The following is a 20,879-nucleotide window of genomic DNA, read 5'->3' on the forward strand; positions in this document are numbered from 1 at the left end:
AATGATGAGAAAAATTTCGATCTTTATTTCAAGCATGGCGCTTTTAATTAATCCATTTAAAGCAGTAAAGGCAATGGAGGCTAAAAGTGATGGTTTGTTTAGTTGCATAGAGGAGGGGCATCTTAATATACGTGATGTTTTGGAAAATTTCCCGCTAGATGAGTTTGCATACTTATCACGAGATGAACGTAGGAATCTTATTCATGAACTTCTTAAAGAGAAGGGATGTTTCGAATTTGATATTGATTCGTACTTTCTAAGTGAGGAATATCTAGATGAAAAGAGTACTTTTTCTTTTAAAGTTTAGTCTTTTCTTTGCAGTGAAAGGTTATTCAATGAGTACACCTCTTAAGCTTTATTTTGGAGAAGATTCGAAAGCTCCTTATCATATCCATGCAGGTGGTATTGTATTATCTACATTTAATTCCGCGGTGAGAGGACAGCTTATTAAGGTAGACGACAAACTGAATTTAAAGCCCTCTCATTTGAAGGATTTCAAATTCGATTATAAATCTAATACATATACACTGCAGTTAAGAGATAACTTATATTTTCATAACGGTAGAAAAGTTACATCTCAAGATTTAGAATTTTCATTGCTTAGAGGTTTTTTCTCGCCAGATAAAAGTTTTTTTAACACGTATCTATACCAAATAGAGGGATTGGATAAAATTAAAGCCGGCGATAAGTTTTATTCTGGAATTGTAAGTGGAATAAAACTAATAAATGAAACAACTATCAGTGTCCTGTTGAGTTCTCCTAATCCAGCTTTTTTGCATACTCTTACCGTCCCTTATTTTTCTTTAGTCCCGAAAGAAGAACTTCATGATGATTATCTAACTTGGAAGAGTATCCCTGTAGGGGCTGGGCAATATCGAGTAAAGCATCCCTTCGATGGGGAAAAAACAATTATAGAAAAAATCAGTGATCAGAGTGCTTCTCCTAAAGAAGTATGGTTTTTGGCCAACCTTAAAAATAATAGACCCGATATTTCGCTTGAAAGGCATTCAATAGACAAAAAAAACTTGGAGGCGTTTAGCTCCAGCTTACCTGGAAATGTTAGAGTACTTGAATTTAGTAGAATCAATGAATTAAGTAGAGATGAAGATTTTAAAAAAGCTCTTGATTCAATTTTATACCGCGAAGAGTTTTCCAATAAAGAACTTGGTATATCACCTATCAATCAATTGTTACCAAGTCATTTCTGGGGAAGAATAAAGCAAGAAGCATCTTTTGCAAAAAGTAAAAAAGAAATTTTGGAAAAACTTCCTAATAAATACAAGGGGAAGAAGTTAAAAGCTATTGTCTTTAGTGGTCCTGAATTATCTGAAAAGAATAAATTTTATGTGACTAAGATTACAAATCTCTTGAATAAATATGGCTTAGATATTGAATTCGTTCCTAATGATGAGAAGTTTATAAGTAAAACAACTGCAGAGAGTGCAGCAATTTCAATGTTTGGTATGGTTTGTGATTATATTGATCCATTGATTATGTTTTCGGCCTATAGAAAGAATAGTCATGCCAATTACTATCTTCCTAGCGACACACTGATTAATGAATATGAAGCAAGATATATGAAAGCAGCAAATGCAAAAAAGTTTGATGAAAGAATTTCGCTAGTTAGTGATTTAAGTTCTTATGTTAAAAATAATTCGATTATTATTCCTATCGCTGAAGAAAAAACAACTTTTTACTTTAATAGAGAGAAGATTGTAGATGTAGGAAATCAGCCTCATCCGATTTCATTAAATATTGAAAACATAAAGCTACGAGAATGAATATGAATTTTTCTGGAAATTGTTTGCTCGGTGTAAAAGGCAATTCGAACTTGGCTATCTTATCTGCGAAAGCCGATCAGAGTTGCATCTCTAAATTGAGTAATAAATTAAACCAAGCTAAATTTGAATATCATCCGTGGATGTCGTTAGATCGCGCCACTAATTTTGGCTGGAGAATTCCATCAGAGGGCCATCTAATTCCATGTGCAAGTGGATTGGATATTAGAGGTGAGATGTTTAATGATTATGAAATTGGTTTAAGTAGATTGGATAAAAGTCAGCTATACGATAACCGAATTGTTAGAGTTCATGATCGTGAGTTTACTCCTTTTTTGTTTGCAATGCAGGAGATCTTAGATCTCGTTCAGAGTAATATAATTTGGAAACGACGTTTGGAGATTTTGGTTAAAGAAATAATCCCACAGAAAGGCAGAGATTCCTCTGTTAAGATGCGAAAGAATGGAGCAGGGTTAAGTTCAAGAAAATATAGGAAAGGTATTTTTTTAAGCTTGCCTGAGACATCTGATATCTCTCAATTCGAGTTGGCTCTCAATTTAGCTCATGAAACTGGACATCAAGCTTTAATGACTTATCAAGAGTTTGATAAAATAATTAAGGATAGTCATGACAAGCTTATTTATTCAGTTGTTAGAGAAACTAAAAGACCTGCAATTTTAAGTTTTCATGCAATGGTCGCAGTTATGTTTATGTTGGATTTTATCGTCACATTTGAAAAACGATTAGGAAATATGGTTGAAGAAAATTATCTTAAAACCAGAAAAAGAGATTTGCAGAACCAATTGGCAGTAGCTTTAAAAGATTTAAGATCTCTTGATTTGACGAATGTCGGTGAGCAAATTCTTAGAGAGGCTTTGGCTTTAAGTTTATACTCTGTAGAGGATGTCGCTTGATGAAAAGCCATTTTAAAAAAAGTGTTAAAAAGCTAGAGTGGATGACTGCTCTGTCTGTTTCGTTGTCATTTATAATAATTTGTTCAATCTTTTATATAATTGATTCTTACAGAAAGTTTAATGAAATCTCATCATTAATGAGACCCAATTTCTCTTATTGGATGGCCGTAGGTGATTCTTTTCAAGTTAATAGAGCAATTTTAAATATTGATAAAGGATCGAGTCTGAAAATTTGGGTAAAAAGTGATAATTTTTCAGCTGGGGATTATATTGGAAAAGAGTTGATTCGGCTGTCTGATAACTTTTCAATACGCTTTAACGAGGGGAAACTATTAGTAAGTAAGAAGTCAATTCTTAATAGTTTTTCTGGTGAACAATTAGGTGAATTCTATCTGTCAGGGAATGTTCCATTTACGGAGTTATTTATCATTCTTTTGGCTCTCATTTTTGTTTCGAAAGTTCTGGTTAGTGTTTTATTAAAAGAGATTATGAAATTTTCCAACAATATAATCTCTCCGTTGAAAATCAGTCTGGTTGGGACCGAAATAACAGATGCAAAGTTCAATTCAGCGAAGATAGAAGAAAAATGGAATATTTTAGCAGAGGCTCTTGAAACTCAGAAACATGAGATCGATTCGGTAAAAAAATTAAAGAAGACTACCTTTGTTGCCCAGCAAATTGCACATGACGTGAAATCTCCTCTCTCTGTTCTAGAGACTGCGATATCTTTATTAAATATTCAGGATGAAAATTTATTGAAAATAATAAGATTATCTTTTGAGCGAATTAATTCTACGGTATTGGACTTAGAGAATATTCAAGACAATGAAGGTTTAATCCCTGGTCTTGTAAAGTTAAATGATGTGATACAAGAAATTTGTCACGAAAAAAGACTTGAGTTTTTCTCTAGAGAAAATCTTGAAATTCAATCTGTAGTTAATCCTATGTGTGATTATTCATATGCAAATTCAATTATTCTTAAAAGAATTCTTAGCAATTTAATTAACAACGCCGTTGAGTCTACAAAAGAAAAAATTAGAATCACTGTTAGTTTAATGAGCTATGGAGAATCAAATTATATCTTTATAAATGACACCGGACCAGGAATGAGCGACGAAGTATTAAATCGAGTTTTTGTAAAAGGATTTACTTATGGAAAATCGAAAGGTTCCGGTCTTGGATTGTACCATGCTGAGCAAACATTGTTAAATTGGAACGGAAAGATCAGTATTAGTTCTCGTGTTGGTGTAGGGACAAGTGTTGTAATTTGTCTTCCTAAAACTTATTCTAGCGACTCTGTTGAGGATGTTTCAGTATTCACGCCAATTTGAATTTTATTATTATAATCTAATTTTTAACAATCTCAGAGAGAGAGTTCAGATTCTTCATCGAATCAAACTCTCTCTTCACTTTCTCAATCCCGCTCGCAACCACAGCCGGATTCGGATTCCCATCCTTAAAGCTCGCCACGATCTTAGTCATCGCCTTTACATCAAACGGCTTAACTAACCAACCAGTCTTACTATCTTCGATAATTTCTGGATTTGAACTAACGTCCCAACAAACAGTCGGAAGACCATATTGAAGAGTTTCAATAAGCGTATTGGCAGAACCTTCATAAAGACTTGTGAACACAAACACATCAAGTGAATTAAAGAACGCTGGCATATCACTCACATGACCAAGAAGCTTCACTTGTTCTTGAAGTCCGGCTTCATCAATTTGTTTTTGAAGATCTTTACGAAGTTCACCTTCACCAGCAATCAGAAGTTTAAAATTGATATCCTCTGCTTTAAGAAGCTTCGCCATCTCAACTAGGTACTTCTGACCTTTCTGTTCAGTCAGGCGCCCAGCGTTTCCGATAACAACTTCATTGCCTTTTTTCTCATAAAGCTTCTTGCTCTTATCAACTTCCTTCGAAGTATCAACACCATTATAGATCAGGACCATTTTGTTTTCAGGAAACCAAGACTCGTTTCCTTGCTTTAGACTTCGTCCAATTTCTTTAGAATTCACCACTACATGAGTAAGTATATTTGTGAACAAGAAGCGGTTCAGCCAAGTATTACGAAGTGGGTGAGGCATCCCACGGCGATAGATAATTTTTTTAACACCCGCGATCTTGGCCGCAAGACCAGCAAGCTTTAAATCCGCTGGAAGATTAAGCACGATGGCATCAACACCTTTTACTTTAAAGAAAACAGCAAGAGTTAAAACTTTAACCGGATTTAAGAAGCTCAGATTTCCTACATGAAAACGAAACACATTCAGACTTTCACGGACTCCCTTGTTCCCAAGCTCAGAACGCATATTAGTCACCAGAAGAACCTGATTTCCTCTGCGTGTGAATTCCTTGGCCGTTGTAAAATGCCACTTCTCTCCGCCTCCCCAGGCCTTGTTAGAGTTAAAGAAGCAAATTGTTTTCATCGGAGTCGTCATAATTGTCCTAAAGCTAAAAAAATATGGTTCGAGTCTACCGCGAGCGGTATAGGATATAAAGTATGAAAAACCTCACTTTTGCTCTGACTTTAACCATTTTCACAACTTCTGCAGTTGCGGCCGTATGCAGGCTGGATGGTAAACCTATTAACATCGCTAATGGCAAAGAAACTGCCGGAAAATCCGGAAAGCTGGTCTGTAAAACTGAAGAGGGAAAACTCATCCGAGAAGCGGACATGAAGGATGGTATTGAAGTTGGCAGAGTCACGCTGATCAATAATCAGGGCAACAGAGAAGTATTTAATCAGAATGAGAAGGGCAACATCATTGGTACGAAAAAGGTATTTAGTCCCAAAGGTTATCTCATTACTGAAGGCAAGTTTGAGGAAGGCAAAGAGTATGGACTTCATAAACGTTACTTTCCTAACGGGAAAATTGAATCACTAATTTATTATCCGGACATGCGTATTGATTACTCTGAGGACGGAAAAATCATTCAGCTAAATTGTGCTTCTCAAGCTTACTTGGAAGAGGATAAAAAACTTTGCGGGTGGGACAATGTCTCAAGTGTAACCGTCAACGGTCGAAACTATACTTACGATAAGGGTAAGCTCATCAAGTTTCAGGACTTATTTGCTAAGGGAAAACTCAAGACTGAAAACATCTATCAAGGTGAGAATGAAACTCGCAAAACGTTCTATTCAAACGGAAAATTAAAGTCAGAAAAGTTTCTCATCTCTAAAGAACTTCAAACTGAAAAAGATTACTATGAAAACGGCAAGCTTAAGGCCGAATTTAAGTATGAACTCAAAGACGGCGAAGTTTTTTATGACAAAAAAACTTACTATGAGAATGGCAATCCTGAAGTAGAAGGAAAATTCAAACGCGACTCCAAGCACAGCTACGATTTACCTATCGGTCTTCGTAAAACGTATTATGAAATCACGGGTCTCGCCTATGAGGAGAATCATAATAGTGAGGGTCAGTTAGATGGTGAAAGTATTTATTACGGAGAACACGGAAGAGTGACTATCAGACGAGTTTATAAAAACGGTGAACTTGTTAGTGAGAAAAATTTCTAGAAGTCTGGAATTTTTCTCATGTGATACAAGGTCCAGTTATCATGAATTTCTTGATCTAGAACTTCCCATTCATAGAATAAATATTCTGGGAAATATGCATCGGCCGGACCTTCATAATCAACAATCGAACATAGGAATTCTGAGATATAAGGCAAAGTGAGCTCATAGATCTCGGCACCACCCATGACGTAAATGGTAGTGATGTCGTTTTGTTCAGCGTATTCAAGAATTTGATTCATATTCTGAAAATAAGCTGAATTATTTTTACTCAGGACTAAGGCCTTCTTGGCGCCTTCAATTCTTTGGCCATGATGATCAAAGTTCTTTCGGCCTACCAGTACGACCTGATCTCGGATACTTTCCTTAAAGTTTTCGTACTCCTCAGGAATGTTCCAAGGAACCTTCCCGTTGAGTCCAATTTCACGATTTTTTCCGAGCGCCGCAATGGCAATAAACTTCACCTTCATTCTTGAGATTATACCTCGGGCGGGGTGTCATGAGTAGACGTAGAGTGCCCTATTTCGTAATATTGGGGACATGAAAATCCTAATTACAGGTGGCGCAGGTTATATTGGTTCTCACGTTGTGAAGGCCTTAGGTCTTTTGGGCCACGACATTACAGTTTATGACAATCTCTCAACTGGTCACCGCGAGGCCATTATTTTTGGCGATCTCGTTGTAGGAGATCTCTCCGACAAATCAAAGTTGGACGAGCTTTTTAAAACCAGAAAGTTTGAAGCAGTTCTTCACTTTGCTGGCAGTATCGTCGTTCCGGACAGTGTTTCTGATCCCCTTGGTTACTACCAAAACAATACTGTGAACTCGCACTTCCTTCTGACTCTTTGTCAGAAGTATGGAGTTGATAAATTTATCTTCTCTTCAACCGCCGCTGTATATGGCATGCCAGATGATGGTGTTTGTCGCGAGGATTCTCCGCTAGCCCCTATCAATCCTTATGGCCAGTCTAAGCTTATGACTGAACATATGCTGAAAGATCTCTCTTTTGCGTCTGATTTCCGTTATGTGGCACTTCGATACTTCAACGTATCCGGTGCTGATCCTGAGGGAAGAGTAGGTCAATCATTCCCTAAAGCTACTCACTTAATTAAAGTGGCCTCGGAAACTGCCTGTGGTAAACGCGAAAAGATGGACATCTTTGGCACAGACTATCCAACATTGGATGGAACTTGTGTGCGTGATTATATTCACGTCTCTGATCTTGCCGATGCTCATGTGAAGGCCCTTGAGTACCTAGCAAAAGGTGGAAAGTCAGAAGTTCTAAACTGTGGTTATGGCCATGGCTTCAGCGTAAGAGAAGTCATTTCTCGTGTGAAAGAGATCACTGGTGTGAACTTCCCTGTGGTTGAAGGTCCTCGTCGTGCTGGAGACCCAGCAAGTTTAACAGCGAAAGCAGATCGCATTCAGCAAGTGATTGGCTGGAAACCAAAGTACGATGATCTCAATATCATCATAAAATCCGCTTACGAGTGGGAAAAGAAAAGACCATACTAATGAAAAAGAAGGCCGTCGTTGTACATTCAGGTGGAATGGATTCAAGTCTCTGCTTAGCAGTGGCGATTAAAGAATTTGGCGCAGAGAATGTGCTCTCGCTTTCTTTTACTTATAATCAACGTCATTCCATCGAACTTGCTCGAGCCACTGAGATCTCCATTCACTTTGGAGTGGATCACGTGGAACTTGATCTGAGTTGCCTCTCGCAAATTACTGAGAGTGCTTTGATTGGCCACGGCACTGCCATTGAACATAAGAAAGGCGAGACTCCGAATACCATCGTGATTGGCCGAAATGGCCTCATGGCCCGTCTCGCCGCTATTCATGCACACACTCTAGGTGCCAATTGCATTTATATGGGAGTGATGGAATTAGAGTCCGCGAACTCTGGTTACCGTGATTGTTCACGTGCCTATATGGATATTGTTCAAGCCGCTCTTCGTATGGATTTTGCCAACGATACTTTCGAAATCAGAACTCCATTAGTTCTTATGAATAAGAAAGAATCAATGGAGCTTGGGTATAAGCTTGGTGTTTTAGAATATCTTCTAGAGAAAACTGTGACCTGTTATGAGGGAGTAGAGAAGGAAGGATGTATGAAGTGTCCGGCCTGTAAACTTCGTAACCAAGGGTTAAAGATCTTCTCTCTAGAGCATCCGGATTTGAAATACTCTTATAAAGAGAAGATCTTGAATCTTATAGCTTAGTTGCGACGAACTCTTTCCAAGTGTCCAGTAAAAATCCTTTGAAGTCTTCGCCATCGTCATCATTTGGCTCTTCATCGGAAAGATAATCATCCATATCGGCGACAGTATCTTCTAGTTCATCAATGAGCTCGGCCAACTCTTCATCTTCACAATTCTCAGAATTCGTTCCCGAGAGAGTCATGGCCGTGAGGAAGTAGTCTAATTGATCTTTGGCGATCTCAATGAATGTGCGTGTGTCTTCCTCTTGAGGAAACATTTCTGAAAGACCCTTCTTGGTGTTTCGGCTAAGTTCATCCCAAAGTGTGCGAAGGTCTACTTCGAGGTCTTTCTTGGCCTCTGGTGCCTCAGCAAGAAGCTCTTCCAGGGCCTTGTTAAAAGGCATTGGTTTTTCAGCGCAGAGAACTCCTAAAAAGAAGGCCTTTACTTGCTCGGCGGTCATATTTAGGTCGGTTTGATTGATAAGTTCTTGAAGTTTCATTGGGATTGCCCTCTCAGATTTCGGTAATTATTACCAGAAACGGGCCTTTTTTCCCACCTCTAAACCTTAAAAGGCCATAATCGGCCCGAGGTTTTTATGAAAAACGTAGCATCATTCATGAACATGATTTACTGGGGCACGAAAATTACTTTGTTGCTCTATTTCTTTAGAGAAGCAATCTCGTTTATTTCTTAAACGGATCTTCGATTTTCTCACCGTTCTGTAGACGCCAGATTTTTACTGCACGGATGAAAACGTTGTAGGCCGCAAGTGCTGAAACAACGAATCCATGAGTTCCATCTAGAATTCCCAGACGCCAAAAATAGTGACGAACGAAACGCCCAAAAGGACGAAAGAAAAGATAGGCGAGACCGATCTTCTTACCGGTTTTTTCCCATTTATGATAGCGATCGAGAGCACCCCATGTGGTGTAACGATCGGCCTTTTTAAGGTATGAAGTAACATCTTTGTAAGTGTAGTGAATGAGCTTGTGCTTCAGAATACTGATTTCGCCTTTCGACTCAATCTCAGCATGTACGTGCTTATTTTGATATTTACATTCATCACGCTTAAAGAGACGAATCACTTTGTCCGACTGCCAGCCAGAGTAGTTGATTCTCTTACCCATAAAATTGTTTCGACGATAGATCCAGAAACCAGAGTACTTTGTACCCTTTTTCACCACGTCCTTAACTTCTTCAACCAGTTCCGGAGTCGGACGCTCATCCGCATCTAAAAGGAAAATCCAAGGATGGCTCGCCTGAGGAATGGTCCAGTTCTTTTGGGCCGCTGAATGCTCATATTCATGCTCAAGGAGGCGCACTTGAGGAAAAGACTTAACGATCTCCACTGTTTTATCAGTCGAAAAAGAATCCACAACAATGATCTCGTCACACCAAAGAACAGATTCGATGGCGGCCTTAATGTGAACTTCTTCGTTAAAAGTAGGGATGATAGCTGTGATTTTTTCCATAGTTTTTGCACTCTTGTCAGATTACAATGAGTGTAACTTATGACTGACGCCTCGTCTAAAAATATTCTTATTATCCAAACAGCTTTCATTGGAGACACTATCCTTGCCAGCCACTTTGCACGTGCTGTCAAAGAACAGTTTCCTAATTCCAAGATTCATTTTTTTCTTCGGAAAGGTAATGAATCCGTGATTCAGGGGCTTCCTACCATCGAAAAAACCTGGATCTGGGACAAGCAAGGTGGAAAGACGAAAAATCTTTTTAAGCTCATTTCTGAGCTTCGTAAGATCAAGTTTGATATGGTCTTCAATCTTCACCGGCATTTTAATTCTGGGCTGGTGACGTCCCTCATGAAGTCTCCAATCAAGGTTGGTTTTAAGCAAAATCCTATGAGCTTTGCTTACACTCATAAAGTGAATCACCAAATTCCGGATCCGAGAGGGTGGCATGAAGTTCAGAGAAATCTTGAACTCTTGAAGCAAGCTGTACCGACACTACAGATTGGGGATAACTCCAAAAATTACAAACCCGAACTTCCGATTCAGCAGAAGAACATTGATAAAGTTTCTCAGTATGTAACGGACAACTATTTTGTCGTGGCGCCTGCTTCTGTGTGGTTCACGAAGGCCTGGAGTGAACACAAGTATCGTGAGCTAACAGTGGAACTGGCGAAGCTCGGGAAAGTGTATTTTATCGGGGCCCCCTCTGATAAAGATCTCTGTGATCGCATCAGACAAGATAACCCAAATACGGTGAACCTGTGTGGTGGTTTGAATCTTCTCGATTCGGCCGCTCTGATGAAGAATGCACGCAGAGTTTTTGTAAACGATTCAGCTCCTCTGCATCTCGCTTCTTGTGTAAATGCTAAAACAACTGCTGTGTTCTGTTCTACTATTCCTGGCTTCGGTTACACTCCGCTAGCGGATGATTCTGTGGTAGTAGATGTTGGCGATTCTTTGTCATGTCGCCCTTGTGGTCTTCACGGCTATAAGGCCTGCCCGCTTGGACATTTTAAGTGCGCTGAAGACATTGAAATCAAAAGAGTCATGGCGACGATCCACTAGGAACGAGTCTTCCGAGTAATCCATTGTCAGTTGAGAAATAAAGAAAACCATCCGGCCCAGGACGGAGATTTCTAAATCTATAACCCGCATTCGAAAAGAGCACTTCCTGATTAGTCACAGTTGTTCCATCAAGAGAAATGCGTCTGATTTGTTGGCCTCGAAGGCAAGCGACATAGAGGTCACCTTGATAGAATGCTATTCCGGAAGGAGCAATCGCTGGAGTCCAACTGGTTATTGGATCAATGAAACCAGGCGCACTCTGTCCAAGTTCTCCCGCTGGTTCTCCTCTTGTGACTAATGGCCAGCCATAGTTGTTTCCTTGTTCTATGATGTTAAGTTCATCTCCACCAGTAGGACCGTGTTCAACTTCAAATAATTCATTGGTTCCTGGTCTAAGGGCGAGTCCTTGAACATTCCTGTGACCAGAACTCCAAATCTCCGCGGAACTTCCATCATCATTCATTCTGACAATTTTACCTAAAAAGGAACTAGAGTTCTGAGCGCGACTTGGTTCATTCTGGTCTCCCAAACTTAGAAACAATTTCCCTGATCCATCAAATTCAATTCGGCATCCAAAATGAATAGCGGAGGTGTTAGCTGCATTGGCCGTGAATATTTTTTGTACATTCTCGAGTGTGTTCCCATTTAATTCTCCACGCCCTAGGGCCATGGTTCTTCCTGGTTCTGAATAACAAAAATAAACCAGCTGATTAGATTCAAAGTTGGGATGAAGTTCTAAATCGAGAAGTCCACTTTCTCCTGCAGCAGAAATAGGAGGGAGACCAGAAACTTCCAAGGTTGAGGTCTGATCCCATATAAGAAGTCGTCCGGATCTTTCCGTAAAAATAATTTGGCCGCCGGGCAAAAAATCAAATCCCCAAATAACGTCAGAGCGTTCTACTAGAACTTCTAATTCAAAGTTTTCTGTCTGGGTCTGGGTGGCATTCCTGCCAGACTCCTCGTTGCTGCAAGCGATTGCGAAACAGAGAATGAAGATGAGAAAGTGCATAACTCCTCCTGCTTAAAGTAAAGCAAGAGGAGTGCCATAATTATTGAGAGATTCGCCCGAGTTTACCTTCGTCCGTTGAAAAATAAAGTTTTCCATCAGGACCTGGTCTAACGTTTCTGAAACGCCAATCGAGATTTTTATAAAGCTCTTCTTGTTTGATTACTTTATTGTCTTTCATCTCCAGACGATGAAGATGCTGTCCCGAAAGAGTGGCGAGATAAATATCTTTATTCCAGAAAGTCATAGCTGATGGTGAAATTGAAGGAACCCAATGCTCAACTGGATTCTCCATTCCTGTCTTTGTTGAACCTTCACCAATTTTTGGGCCGTAGTATTCACGACCAGTGGTCACCACTGGCCATCCATAGTTTGCACCTTTCTTAATGAGATTGATTTCATCTCCACCACGAGGACCCATCTCGGCCTCCCAAAGCTCTTTTGTTTCTGGATTCATCGCTAGACCCTGTGGACTTCTGTGCCCCATGGACCAGATTTCAGGTTTGGCGTCTTTTGTTGAAGCAAATGGATTATCTTTTGGAACTGTCCCATCTTCATTAAAGCGAAGAATTTTTCCTTGATGATATTTTAAATCCTGAGCACGTTCACGATTATCGCGATCACCAACAGTAACGAAGATGTGACCTTTGCCATCGAACTCAATTCGTGAACCAAAATGAATGTCGTTGTCATTTGGTTCATGAGCAGAGAAAAGTTTTTTGAACTCAACAAGTTTGTTGTCTTGCAATTTGGCGCGAGCAAAAGCAGTGGTTGCTTTCTCACCAACTGGTTCTGAATAAGTGAGATAGATGAAACCATTTGATGGATGAACTCTCACATCTAAGAGACCTCCTTGTCCGACAGCATAGACTTTTGGAAGACCTGTAATCGCGATCTCTTTTTTGGTCTTTGGATCGACCACAAAAAGTTTCCCGGATCTTTCGGTAAAGATAATTCTGCCGTCTTTTAAAAAGTCGAAACCCCAGATGACATCATCGTGATTGACCAACACCTCTGGCATTTGAGGTTTGGCGTAGCTTAAGAAGGAAACACTCGAAATTATTAGAATTGGAATGATTTTCATACCTTATGGTAGGTCGAAACACTAGTGATTTCAACCGCATAGCTCCACAGCAGTTTCACCTAAATTTCCTGAAGGTTCCATACGATAAAATACTGACCTTTATCATAATTTTAATGAGGACTTAATATATGAACCTGAGCTGGAAAAGTTTTAGCTTTCGTAAAAAGACTCTAACTCTGTTAGTGGCGGCCATGATTCCTCCTTGGTTGATTGTTTCTTTCTATGTTCTGCCTTTGATGAAAAAGAACATGTACGAAGACAAACAGACCGCCGTTCGACAAACAGTTGATGTGGTGACGAAAGGAATTGAACACTATTACTCACTCTATACTCAAAATCTTATGTCAGAAGAAGAGGCCAAGAAGAGTGCTTTGAAATTAGTGGAACAGCTTCGTTACTCTGGTAAAGAATATTTTTGGATCAATGACCTTTATCCAAAAATGGTGATGCATCCACTTAAACCTGAAATGAATGGAAGTGATCTTACTAATTATAAAGATCCTAATGGTAAGGCCCTATTCGTCGAAATGACTAAGATCGCTCAAACTGAGGTCGGAGAAGGCATTGTAGATTATATGTGGCCCAAGCCAGGCTCACCAAAACCTGAACCAAAAATTAGTTTTGTTCGTCAGTTTAAACCATGGAAATGGATCGTAGGATCCGGTGTTTATGTTGATGATATTGAAACGGCCATTGCGGCTTTCCGAATGAAAATTCTTCTAGGTTTTGGTTTTGCTTTCGTTGCGGCTTACGCCATATTCTATGTCTTCACTGGTCGTTTGATGAATATGCTGACTCAAACAGTGGCAGATACGACAGAGGCCGGTGGACAAGTTTTAACTGCTTCAGAAATGCTTGCGACCGCTGGTAATAACGTTGCTCAAGGTGCGACCGAGTCTTCATCTCGTATTGAAGAGTCCCTAAAGTCGGTGAGTGACCTTAATAGTATTGTTCAAAACAATAAGGGCCGTGCCGTTGCAGCGGCCGAACTTGCTAAAAGCTCAGAAGACGGTGCTAATCAAGGTGCTATTGAGTTGAAGAAATTAATTGATGCCATCAATGATATGGCCAAGACCTCTGAAGAGATTACTAAGGCCATGAGAATTATTGATGATATTGCCTTCCAAACAAACCTTCTCGCTTTAAACGCAGCAGTCGAGGCAGCTCGTGCCGGTGAACAAGGAAGAGGTTTTGCGGTTGTGGCCGATGCCGTTCGTGGCCTTGCCTCTAAATCAGCAGAGGCCGCAAAGGAAGTACAGACCATCGTTCAGAATAGTGTGGACCAATCTCATCTTTCACTTAAACTTGCGGGAAATTCTGATAAGGCCCTGGATAATATTCTTTCGTTTGTTAAAAAGGTAAGTGTGCTTAACCAGGAAATCTCAGAATCGACTGAACAGCAGACACAAGGAATTGCTTCAATTCAAGAGGCGATGGCGGCCTTGAAAGACCAGTCTCACCATTTTGCTTCGGCGGCCGAAGAAACGGCGGCAACATCAGAAGAAATGTCTTCTCAAGCAAAGAACTTGCAGGAAATGGTGAACCGAATTGCCACTGAAGTAAGAGGTAGAGCGGCCTAAATCACTTTGATGAATTGCTCTTTAGGCATTCTGATTCTTGGACCGTAAACACCTTTTTTGTCTCTCTTACCAACACTGATTGCCATTACGACCTGGGTCTTTCTCGGAAGACCCAGGATCTTTTTGATCCGGTCAGAATCGTAGCCTTCCATTGGACAAGTATCATAACCGTAGGCCGAAAAGCCCAGCATGATATTTTCACAAGCGAGTGCTGTTGATTTCACTGCCCAGATTTTCATATCAGACCATGATGTTGGTTCACGGGGGATAGGTTTAAAAAATCCAATGGCGGTGATACCGATTTTTTTCAGAACTCCCCATGTTCCTAGGAAGCCTTGGGAGTAGGCGATCGGAACGAGTTTTTGATAATAGGCCAGTGCTGATTTCGGGACGTCACCTTGCTTTTGGAAGTGCTCAAGCATCTGCACTCTGGTCTTCTTCCATTGATCAGGATGAGCAACGGCCACAATAATTTCTTGGGCGGTACGAGCAGCAGGTTGATTAAAAAGAGCATCAATCAGTGACTTTTTCTTATCTGGATTTCTCACCCAATAAAATTCCCAGCATTGAAGGTTAGAAGAGTTTGGTGCCAAAAGGCCCCATTCTAAAACTTTCTGTACCACTTCTTCAGGCACTTTTTCATCGGTATAGACTCTGACTGAGCGACGGTTCTGAATGATGTTGTCGAACGCTTCTGGAGATGTATTTCTGAGGGGATATTCTTCTATGGAAATGTGAGCATGGTCCAGAAAACTAGTTAATTTTGACATGAGTGCTCCTTTCTACTGCGCACCTTTTAGCACGAGACTTCCATCAGGTTTCTACTTATAATTGTATAGTCTTATTCGAAATGGAGTGGCAATGAGCGCGATCGTATTGACTAGGCTTGTTAAGGCTCTAGAATCTTTGAAGAACGGATATAAGGAAAAACCTTCGGAGCTGGAGCGAGATGGGTTGATCCAAAGATTTGAATACACGTTGGAGTTATGTTGGAAAACATCTAAAAAAATTCTCCTGTTCAATGGAATTGATGTTGATACGCCAAAAAATGTCATACGTGAAATGGGAAGTTTAGGTTGGATTAGTAATCCTGAAAAATGGATCGACTACATTGAAAAGCGTAATGAAAAGAGTCACATATATAACGAAGAGATTGCTATAAAGATTTTTAATGTGATCAAAGATTTTATTGTTGATGCCGATACCTTACTAAAAGTTTTGGAAGAAAAAAATAAATGAATCAGTTTGGCTTATCTGACAAATATATCAAGTTGATCAAGCAGATCATTCAAGATGTCTTTGGAAGTGAGACTGATGCGAAGGTCTACATCTTTGGATCGAGGGCGACTGGTAAACACAGAAGAAATTCTGACATTGATTTTGCGATAAAGTCTCAAGACCTGAAGCTCGATAAGAAAATTACCTTGTTTCGTGATAAAATTGAAAATTCCGCATTACCTTACAAAATCGACATTGCAGCATGGGATGATCTTCTTAAAGAATACCTGCCTAAGATTGAAAAAGAGAAAAAATTTTTTTGGAGTAAAAAAGATGCCATAATCTTCTCCCCATGGAGGTTATGTCCGATTGGATATCATTGGGTAAGCGAACATTTAAAAACTGGGAATCTGGATTCTACTGATCCTCATTGTCGCAAGAATCCTACTAAGAAAGATATTTTAAAAACGGATGAAATTAAAAAAATTTCGGAACTTGATATTTTCAAAACCCCTGCAGTGAAGGCAACAACCGATAATTTAGGCTATAAAGATGGAAACAGCTTTGATGGTTTAATTAACGGATGGTGTGCTTACTGGAATGATGTTTTCAAGATTACCCCTCCCTTGCATCCAAATCATGTAAAAGCTCTTATTGCAACAGAGTCTGGATTTAGGATCAATCCAGAGAGAAATGAGAAGCATACGGCCATTGGCATTACTCAGCTCATGCCAAAAACAATTAATCTCTTGTCCTCAAGATCAAATGAACTTCGTGATCATTTTCTTGAAATAAGTAAGGAAGATGCATTTGATCCAAATGTAAATATAAGTGCTTCAATCAGATGGTTATTTAGAAAAAGAGAACTCGCAGTTAGGAAAAAGAAAGATATAGATTGGTTGGATACGCTTGAAGAATATAAAGGAATTACCCTGCAGAGTTCAAAGAAACCAACTCATATTAAATCCAAACTAAGGAAGTTCTATGAAACTCTTTCTTCTAACTAGCTTTTTTATCTTTCCGTTGAATGTTTTTTCCGCGAAACAAGAAATAGAAGTTAAGTATTTTAATGAAAGGTTCGTCTGGATTAAGGCTCCTTCTAAGTTGGTAAAGGCCAGGTTGAATAAGCCTATCGATGGGCAGACAATTTGTTGGGTTGAAGTAAATTCAGCTGCCATGAAATTTGACTTTATTTCAAGGAGGGCACTTTCTTATGACGAATGTTTATATCTGACCGAAAAATCTCGAAAGATAATTGGGAAGAGTTCTCATGTTGAAATTATAGGAGATTCCGGAACTAAAGCAGGAAAGGGGAATTATTATTCATTCTTTGATTTATTAAGAAACGAAAAAGAATGTGTCGGCTATTTTGGAGGCTGCGAAAATTTTGAAAAAGATAATGTTGATTGGGCACTATGGAAGAACAAACCTATAAGTCCAAGCCTATACCCATAGTTCAATAATTCCCCAGTTAATTTAACGCAATTATTTAAAACATTGTAATTACTTCTGCCTTCTCTGGCACTCTTCCTGCATCATAAAGAAACGTCAAATTTTGCAAAGGAGTGCAATATGAATGAAGACATTCTAAAAGGTAAATGGAACGAGATTAAAGGCGAAATTCGTTCTCGTTGGGGCAAACTAAACGATGACGAGCTGGAAGGCATGCGTGGTAATTTCACTTCCATTGGTGGTCTGCTTCAGCAACGCTATGGCATGAAGCAAGATGAAGCTCGTGATGGATTGAATAAAATTCTTTCTCGCTTCAACACCCGTCTGGAAGATTTTAAAGAAGATTTCCGAGACGACTCAGCCCAGCTTTAAAGATAGATTTCCGGCATCTCTAGCTCAGGAGATGCTGGAAATCTTCCATATTAAGTTTTCCACTGAAATACTCGTCGTCATCTTCCGCCATAAGATCGCGGAAAAGCTCTCGCTTACTTTGCTGGAGAATAAGGACTTTTTCTTCCACTGATTCTTTAATGATCGGTCGATAAACTGTGAGCTTGTTTTCCTGTCCGATACGGTGGGCACGGTCGATTGCTTGTCGTTCAACTGCTGGGTTCCACCAAGGGTCCATGAGGAAGATGTAACTTGCGGCCGTAAGGTTTAATCCGAATCCCCCTGCTTTTAGAGAGATCAAGAAAATCTGGGCATCGCCATTCTGGAACAATTCAACTTGCTCGCCACGTTTTTTAATGGATTGCGAACCGTCAATACGGGCCATTTTCCAGCCCGCAACTTTGATTTTGTTCTCAATTAAATCAAGATAAGTCGTGAACTGAGAGAACACGAGAGTTTTGTGACCTTCAGTTACAAGTTGTTCAAGGTTCTCCATCAAAAACTCAATCTTTGTGGAGTTTAGACTTCCTTGTTTCTGCCAAAGACAAAGTTGTCTCATCTCAAGCAGAGATTTCAGAACTTCGCCGTAGCGTTTAGCACCTGGTGCAATCATATTGGCACGAACGGCATTGAGTTTTTGCTGATAAACTTCGCGCTCTTCTGTTGAGAAATCCAGGAACACGTGATTTTCAATTTTTTCAGGAAGTTCTTTTAGTACCTGATCTTTGGTACGTCTCAAGATAAAAGGTTTTACCGTTCTTCGAGCGAGAAGACGGTTCTTGTTTTTAGAAGTGGATTTCACCACTCCCAAATCACCCCAGACACCAGGAACACACAGATCCATAATGTTATAGAACTCTGAAAGATCGTTTTCTACCGGAGTACCGGTCAGACAAATACGGAACTTCGCCTTTAATTGTCTGGCGGCATTGGCACCAAGGGAGCGGATGTTCTTTAAGTGCTGAACTTCATCGAAAATCAGAATATCGAATTCTTCCTGGCCCAGAGTCGAAAATGACTCTTTTTTCATGAGGCCGTACGAAGTAAGGACAACCTGAGAATCGGTATTAAACTCGCGCTCATCTCCATAATAGATAGAGTAGGTGAGATCAGAGAATTTCTCTAACTCGTTTTTCCAGTTATAAAGAATGGAGACCGGACAAATGATAAGAATCTTCTTCGCTTTTTCTTTCAAGGTCTGAAGAAGCATAATGGTCTGGAGAGTTTTACCAAGACCCATATCATCCGCAAGACAAGCACCAAATTTATGCTCATAAAGAAAGCGCAGCCAGTTATAGCCACCTAACTGATAAGGACGAGCAATCTCTCTATAGCGCTCATGCACCTCATACTGAGGCATGTCCTGCATGGTCATGATCTTTTCACAGAATTTCTCTTCTTCTTCCGTTAGAGCACCTTCGATTCCCAAACGTTTTAATTCAAACAACTCGAAGATTCGTGAACGTTGTAGAAAAAGACCGAAACGAGAAAGGCCCTTAGAGCTTTCTTTCTTTTCGCCTTCAAACTTCGTATAGCGCTTCATAAAGCGCAGAAGATCTTTCTGTTCATCTGATAGAAGAATCAGACCCTTATTTGAAAGAATGAAGTTATCTGTTATCTCAGCGTTCTTGATCACATCTAAATCGTCATCACTTACGACAAGATCCAGTTGGAACCAATCGAGCTTCTCTTTATTTCTTTCGAAACGGATGCTGCTCTTCCAGGTACGGATTTGCTGTTGATCGTAGAAGATAGGAATTTTAAGTGGAGTGAGCTGCTGATAAAAGTTTGCTACACCCTCAAGAAGATTGTTCTTGGGAATCTGGAACACGACCTTTCGATCTTCTTTAAAATAAAAAGAAGTCTTAAAACCAATTTCTCCAAAACTATCCAAGAAGGCCAGGAACACCTTTCGGAAGGTCTTGGTATTGAGCATGAAGATTTTTTTGAAGGCCGGATCAAAGAACGGAAGCTCATCGTCTTTCATAATGAGAGAGATCCATTCAGACATCAGGTTCTTTTTAGAGGCGGTATGGAGATATTTCTTGTGGAAAAAAGTCTCACGCTCAAAGTCTTCAATCAGAGTTTTAAAGAAAAGAATCGCATCGTTTTTTGTTCTGAAGCTTCCGGCCCAACCTTGTTCACTGACGAACAGAAGAAATGGCGAAGGCATCGGAACTAACTTTTGATCGGCCGTGAAAAGTTCCAGCTCAAGGTTCAAGAAGCTCTTTCTCGGAGAAGGATTAATGGAGAAGCGATACTCCATGTCTTCCACCGGGAAACTACTCCATGGCTCACCTTCAATCAGAATATCACCGGTGCCTTTCTCGCGTAGAGGAAGAAACAAACGGATCAGGTCCTGAACGTCACCGATCACATCAGTGAGCTTAAGCTTTGAGACAAGTTCTCTGACTTCATTGGGAAGATCAAAGGCCTCACCGGTTTTCCAGTTAAAAAGATAGAGAACGTCAAAGAGAGAAACTTCTTTAACAGTAGTGTCACCATCAATCCAGCTAAACTGATAAGTGAACTTTTCATCTATATAAAGGACATCGCGGTACTCTTCAAATTCTGAGGCGCGGATAATGTTAACTAGAAGTTTTCCCTTCCATTTAGATGGGGCAGGGAAGTTTACGACTTTGCGATTGGTAAGAGTGTATTGAAGAGAACTAAATGTTGAGTTCATCTTCGCACCAGGAATATTTGGTGCGGCCTTCATCAGTGTTCCGTAGCGTTCTACGTGAACACCTTCCTGGGCCATGAGGCTTAGAGAAATAGGCTGACCACTCGTCTGCTCCTGCTTCTCTTGAAGATCGGAAAATTTAATCAGAAGACTGGCGGCGTGATGACAAGATTTTTCAGGACTCCAAAGTTTACAAGTACACTGAGTTGTAAGCTTCTCAACTTCATCAACTCGTTTGAAACTGACTTTGGATTCATAGTTAGTGTTATTTTCAGCAACGATCCCCGAAACGATGAAGTATGTTTCGAAACTTCCTTTCATGAAGGAGAGAGAGACTCTTCCTTGTTCAACCATCTTCTGCGCAAGAAAAACTGTCGCAGCTTCAAAGCTTCTTTGAATGAGTGCTTGAACCGGAGAAGTGTTATTCGTATATTCCATAAACCCTTGTATCTAAAAGCTTAGTATAGGGGAAAATACGCTCATTGGTAGCTCTAAAATCGCTGATAAATTCAGCTCACCAA

General features: G+C 39.9%; 21 protein-coding genes. 13 read left to right on the forward strand and 8 right to left on the reverse strand.

What is annotated here, in order from left to right; genetic code table 11:
* Positions 1 to 4: 4 nt before the first annotated feature.
* From ACJVC5_RS07620 to ACJVC5_RS07635, 4 genes are read left to right on the forward strand one after another with little or no spacing between them, the layout of a single operon-like run.
* A complete protein-coding gene (locus ACJVC5_RS07620; protein WP_408098776.1) occupies positions 5 to 307 on the forward strand; it encodes a hypothetical protein in 303 nt (100 codons plus the stop codon).
* Positions 276 to 1,781, forward strand: coding sequence for an ABC transporter substrate-binding protein (locus ACJVC5_RS07625; protein ID WP_408098777.1), 1,506 nt, complete (start codon positions 276 to 278; stop codon positions 1,779 to 1,781). The genes ACJVC5_RS07620 and ACJVC5_RS07625 overlap by 32 nt, the downstream gene beginning before the upstream one ends.
* Before the next feature lie 2 nt (positions 1,782 to 1,783).
* Entirely contained in the window at positions 1,784 to 2,692 is a 909-nt protein-coding gene (locus tag ACJVC5_RS07630) for an aKG-HExxH-type peptide beta-hydroxylase (protein ID WP_408098778.1), read from the forward strand.
* The gene (locus ACJVC5_RS07635) at positions 2,692 to 4,023 is read left to right on the forward strand and encodes a sensor histidine kinase (protein ID WP_408099226.1); all 1,332 of its coding nucleotides are present in this window, start codon (positions 2,692 to 2,694) and stop codon (positions 4,021 to 4,023) included. The genes ACJVC5_RS07630 and ACJVC5_RS07635 overlap by 1 nt, the downstream gene beginning before the upstream one ends.
* 16 nt (positions 4,024 to 4,039) lie before the next feature.
* Here the strand turns inward: ACJVC5_RS07635 and ACJVC5_RS07640 are convergent, their stop codons facing one another.
* Positions 4,040 to 5,119 carry a glycosyltransferase gene (locus tag ACJVC5_RS07640; protein ID WP_408098779.1) on the reverse strand — a complete coding sequence of 360 codons (1,080 nt, stop codon included), beginning with the start codon at positions 5,117 to 5,119 and terminating at the stop codon, positions 4,040 to 4,042.
* Positions 5,120 to 5,193: 74 nt separating this feature from the next.
* Between ACJVC5_RS07640 and ACJVC5_RS07645 the strand changes: the two genes are divergently transcribed.
* Positions 5,194 to 6,213 carry a toxin-antitoxin system YwqK family antitoxin gene (locus ACJVC5_RS07645; RefSeq protein WP_408098780.1) on the forward strand — a complete coding sequence of 340 codons (1,020 nt, stop codon included), beginning with the start codon at positions 5,194 to 5,196 and terminating at the stop codon, positions 6,211 to 6,213.
* Here ACJVC5_RS07645 and ACJVC5_RS07650 read toward each other — a convergent pair.
* On the reverse strand, positions 6,210 to 6,680 hold the full coding sequence (locus ACJVC5_RS07650) for a dihydrofolate reductase (protein ID WP_408098781.1): 471 nt from the start codon (positions 6,678 to 6,680) through the stop codon (positions 6,210 to 6,212). The genes ACJVC5_RS07645 and ACJVC5_RS07650 overlap by 4 nt on opposite strands.
* Positions 6,681 to 6,750: 70 nt before the next feature.
* On the opposite strand from ACJVC5_RS07650, the gene galE reads away from it, so the two are divergent.
* Positions 6,751 to 7,725: a UDP-glucose 4-epimerase GalE gene (gene galE / locus ACJVC5_RS07655; RefSeq protein WP_408098782.1), complete on the forward strand. Its 975-nt coding sequence runs from the start codon at positions 6,751 to 6,753 to the stop codon at positions 7,723 to 7,725.
* Positions 7,725 to 8,432: a 7-cyano-7-deazaguanine synthase QueC gene (queC, locus tag ACJVC5_RS07660; RefSeq protein WP_408098783.1), complete on the forward strand. Its 708-nt coding sequence runs from the start codon at positions 7,725 to 7,727 to the stop codon at positions 8,430 to 8,432. Before galE ends, queC begins: the two co-directional genes overlap by 1 nt.
* On the opposite strand, the gene ACJVC5_RS07665 is transcribed toward queC, so the two are convergent.
* Complete coding sequence (locus ACJVC5_RS07665) at positions 8,422 to 8,910, reverse strand: UPF0149 family protein (RefSeq protein WP_408098784.1); 489 nt, start codon at positions 8,908 to 8,910, stop codon at positions 8,422 to 8,424. The two genes, queC and ACJVC5_RS07665, sit on opposite strands and share 11 nt — an antisense overlap.
* 184 nt (positions 8,911 to 9,094) lie before the next feature.
* Complete coding sequence (locus tag ACJVC5_RS07670; RefSeq protein ID WP_408098785.1) at positions 9,095 to 9,883, reverse strand: glycosyltransferase family 2 protein; 789 nt, start codon at positions 9,881 to 9,883, stop codon at positions 9,095 to 9,097.
* Positions 9,884 to 9,922: 39 nt separating this feature from the next.
* On the opposite strand from ACJVC5_RS07670, the gene ACJVC5_RS07675 reads away from it, so the two are divergent.
* The gene (locus ACJVC5_RS07675; protein ID WP_408098786.1) at positions 9,923 to 10,945 is read left to right on the forward strand and encodes a glycosyltransferase family 9 protein; all 1,023 of its coding nucleotides are present in this window, start codon (positions 9,923 to 9,925) and stop codon (positions 10,943 to 10,945) included.
* Here the strand turns inward: ACJVC5_RS07675 and ACJVC5_RS07680 are convergent.
* Positions 10,926 to 11,954: a PQQ-dependent sugar dehydrogenase gene (locus tag ACJVC5_RS07680; protein ID WP_408098787.1), complete on the reverse strand. Its 1,029-nt coding sequence runs from the start codon at positions 11,952 to 11,954 to the stop codon at positions 10,926 to 10,928. The two genes, ACJVC5_RS07675 and ACJVC5_RS07680, sit on opposite strands and share 20 nt — an antisense overlap.
* A gap of 40 nt (positions 11,955 to 11,994) precedes the next feature.
* Positions 11,995 to 13,035, reverse strand: coding sequence for a PQQ-dependent sugar dehydrogenase (locus ACJVC5_RS07685; protein ID WP_408098788.1), 1,041 nt, complete (start codon positions 13,033 to 13,035; stop codon positions 11,995 to 11,997).
* A 128-nt stretch (positions 13,036 to 13,163) separates the two neighbouring features.
* On the opposite strand from ACJVC5_RS07685, the gene ACJVC5_RS07690 reads away from it, so the two are divergent.
* On the forward strand, positions 13,164 to 14,615 hold the full coding sequence (locus ACJVC5_RS07690; protein WP_408098789.1) for a methyl-accepting chemotaxis protein: 1,452 nt from the start codon (positions 13,164 to 13,166) through the stop codon (positions 14,613 to 14,615).
* Here ACJVC5_RS07690 and ACJVC5_RS07695 read toward each other — a convergent pair.
* Positions 14,612 to 15,385, reverse strand: a complete 774-nt coding sequence (locus ACJVC5_RS07695) for a nitroreductase family protein (protein WP_408098790.1) — start codon at positions 15,383 to 15,385, stop codon at positions 14,612 to 14,614. The genes ACJVC5_RS07690 and ACJVC5_RS07695 overlap by 4 nt on opposite strands.
* 91 nt (positions 15,386 to 15,476) lie before the next feature.
* On the opposite strand from ACJVC5_RS07695, the gene ACJVC5_RS07700 reads away from it, so the two are divergent.
* The 4 genes from ACJVC5_RS07700 to ACJVC5_RS07715 all read left to right on the forward strand — a co-directional run bounded on the left by ACJVC5_RS07700 (position 15,477) and on the right by ACJVC5_RS07715 (position 17,657).
* A complete protein-coding gene (locus ACJVC5_RS07700; RefSeq protein WP_408098791.1) occupies positions 15,477 to 15,854 on the forward strand; it encodes an HI0074 family nucleotidyltransferase substrate-binding subunit in 378 nt (125 codons plus the stop codon).
* Positions 15,851 to 16,840, forward strand: coding sequence for a nucleotidyltransferase domain-containing protein (locus tag ACJVC5_RS07705; RefSeq protein ID WP_408098792.1), 990 nt, complete (start codon positions 15,851 to 15,853; stop codon positions 16,838 to 16,840). The genes ACJVC5_RS07700 and ACJVC5_RS07705 overlap by 4 nt, the downstream gene beginning before the upstream one ends.
* Positions 16,818 to 17,288, forward strand: a complete 471-nt coding sequence (locus ACJVC5_RS07710; RefSeq protein ID WP_408098793.1) for a hypothetical protein — start codon at positions 16,818 to 16,820, stop codon at positions 17,286 to 17,288. The genes ACJVC5_RS07705 and ACJVC5_RS07710 overlap by 23 nt, the downstream gene beginning before the upstream one ends.
* 117 nt (positions 17,289 to 17,405) lie before the next feature.
* A complete protein-coding gene (locus ACJVC5_RS07715) occupies positions 17,406 to 17,657 on the forward strand; it encodes a CsbD family protein (RefSeq protein ID WP_408098794.1) in 252 nt (83 codons plus the stop codon).
* Between the two features lie 19 nt (positions 17,658 to 17,676).
* Here the strand turns inward: ACJVC5_RS07715 and ACJVC5_RS07720 are convergent, their stop codons facing one another.
* Complete coding sequence (locus ACJVC5_RS07720; RefSeq protein ID WP_408098795.1) at positions 17,677 to 20,796, reverse strand: DEAD/DEAH box helicase; 3,120 nt, start codon at positions 20,794 to 20,796, stop codon at positions 17,677 to 17,679.
* Between the last annotated feature and the right edge of the window lie 83 nt (positions 20,797 to 20,879).

The sequence above is a fragment of the Peredibacter sp. HCB2-198 genome (genome assembly GCF_045999315.1).
Taxonomy (GTDB): domain Bacteria; phylum Bdellovibrionota; class Bacteriovoracia; order Bacteriovoracales; family Bacteriovoracaceae; genus Peredibacter.